Here is a 2,318-nt window from a genome sequence, read left to right on the forward strand (position 1 = left end):
GGGCGACCTCGACCACGTGCTGCTCGCGACGACCACGCGCTCCACGCCGGGCGCGGAGGTGCTGGACCTCGCGCGGCGTGTGCGCGCCTCCGGTGTCGCGGCCACGCACCTCGCGCTGTGGAGTCCGTACGTCGTTCCGGACGTGGGCCTGGGCGCGCTCGTCACGTACGGGTTCCGGTCGAACGCGCTCTCGGCGCTCGCGGAGGTGCTCGGCGGGGGCTCGGCGACGGGACGGCTCCCGGTGGACCTGACCGTACCGAGCTGAGAGGAGGGGCGCCTGGGGAAGCGCCCCTCCTCTCACCGGATCTCAGGCGAGGGCGCGCTCGCGGGCCTCCACGAGGCCTTCGAGCCGGTTCACGAGCGCCGAGAGGGCCTCGAAGCCCCGCTCGATGGGCTCGGGGGTGGTGAGGTCCACCCCGGCGAGCTTCAGGGCGTCCAGGGAGCTCAGGCTGCTGCCCGCGCGCAGGAACGCGAGGTAGCCCTCCACGGCGCCCTCCTTCCCGGCGAGGACGTCCGCCGAGATCTGCGCGGCGCACGAGATGCCCACGGTGTACTCGAAGGTGTAGAACGGCGAGTAGAGGTGCCCGAACTGCGCCCACATCATGGCGGCGCGCCCGTCCACCGTCACCTCGTCGCCCCAGCCCTCGCGCAGCAGGTCCGTCATGATGCCCGAGAGGCGGTCGGCGGTGAGACCCTCGCCTCGGTCCACCGCGGCGTGCACTTCGAGCTCGAAGCGGGCGAGCAGGGGCATCTGGAAGAAGTAGCGGTAGAAGTTCGCGAAGGCCTCGTCGAGCACCGCGAGCGCGAACTCCGTGTCGGGCTCCCCGGCGAGGAGGTGCGCGCGCAGCATCATCTGGCCGAGGTTGCTGGGCACCTCGCACTCCAGGCTCCCCATGCCGTGGTAGACCTCGGGCTGCGCGGTGAGGAAGTGCTGCATGTGCGTGGCGTGCCCGAGCTCGTGCGCGAGCACCCCGAGGCTCGGCATGCTGCCCGAGTAGCTCATCATCACAAACGGGCGGCCCGCGCCGGGACTCGCGAACTGCGCGTTCGGCTTGCCCTCGGTGGGGTACACGTCCACCCAGCGGTCCTCCAGGAGGCCCTTGCGGAGCGTCGACACGTAGGACTCCCCGAGGGGCGCGACGCTCGCGAGGATCGTCTCGACCGCCTCGTCGTAGGGCACCTCGCGCGTGACGCGCGAGAAGGGCGCCTGCACGTCCCAGGGCTCCAGCCGCTCCAGGCCGAGCGCGCGGCGGCGCACGCGCCAGTAGCGGTGCCAGGTGCCCACGTTCGCCTTGAAGGCCTCCACGACGGCGTTCAGCGCGTCCATGGACGAGCCCTTCTGCGCGAGGACGCCCTCCACGCTGGAGGCGTAGCCGCGCACGCGCGCCGTGAACGACGACTGCCGCACCCGCGTGACGTAGAGGTCCGCGAGGGTGTTGCGGTGCGCTAGGTACTCGTCCGCGAAGGACTCGAAGGCGGCGCGGCGCACCTCGCGGTCCGAGTCGGAGACGAGCGCCGCGACGGTGTTCTGGCTGACGCGGCGTGGACCCTGCGGGGAGGGCGCGTCCGGGAAGGTCATGTCGGTGTCGGTGAGGCTGCCGTACGCGCTCGTGGTGCCCGCGAAGGCCCCGCCGACCTGCCCGAGGACGGCCTCCACCTCGGCGCTGCGGACAAACGCGCGGCGCTCCTCGAGCCGCTCGAACACGCGGGCGTACAGGTCGAGGCGCGGCTCCTCCTCGCGGAGTTCGGCGAGCCGCGCGGCGCCGAGCGAGAGGAGTTCGGGATCGTCGAACGCGGTGGCCTCCGCGAGGAGGGGCGGCAGGGCCTGCGCGCGCCCGGCCCGCTCGCGCCCCCCGGGGTCGCGCATGTCGAGGTACATCCCGAGGAACGCGTACGTCGTGGCCTTCTGCAGGCGGGTGGCGAGCGCCACGGACGCCTCGAGGTACGCGAGGAGCGTGGCGCCGCTCTCGCCGAGGCGGCCCTCGTACGCCTTCAGGCCGGGAATCTCGGCGCGCAGCGCGTCGAGCTCGTTCGACCAGTCCTGCTCGGTCGGGAAGATCGCGGTGAGGTCCCAGGTGTAGCGAGGGTCGAGGTCCTCGCGCCGGATGGATTGTGTCATGCGCCGAGTTCTACCACACGCGGACGCGCGCGGGGGTGCGCCGTCCGGCCTAGACAACGCGGCACTGCACGTGCGCGGCGTCTCTAGCCTGGACGCGTGAACGACCGCTTCCCCCGATCCGCCTCCCTGAGGGCCTGGGCGCGGGCCCTGCTGCCGGGCGTCTGCCCGGGCTGCGGCGGCGCGCTCCACGCGCACGCGG

General features: G+C 73.0%; 1 protein-coding gene and 1 pseudogene. One reads left to right on the forward strand and one right to left on the reverse strand.

Features of this window, described 5'->3' with window-relative positions; all coding sequences use genetic code 11:
- A pseudogene (locus DEIPI_RS38575) lies at positions 1-265 on the forward strand (glycoside hydrolase); the annotation flags it as partial.
- Positions 266-307: 42 nt separating this feature from the next.
- Here the strand turns inward: DEIPI_RS38575 and DEIPI_RS0100285 are convergent.
- A complete protein-coding gene (locus DEIPI_RS0100285) occupies positions 308-2,119 on the reverse strand; it encodes a M3 family oligoendopeptidase (RefSeq protein WP_027480464.1) in 1,812 nt (603 codons plus the stop codon).
- Positions 2,120-2,318 lie beyond the last annotated feature (199 nt).

Origin of the sequence: Deinococcus pimensis DSM 21231, from assembly GCF_000519345.1 — a bacterium.
GTDB lineage: Bacteria > Deinococcota > Deinococci > Deinococcales > Deinococcaceae > Deinococcus_A > Deinococcus_A pimensis.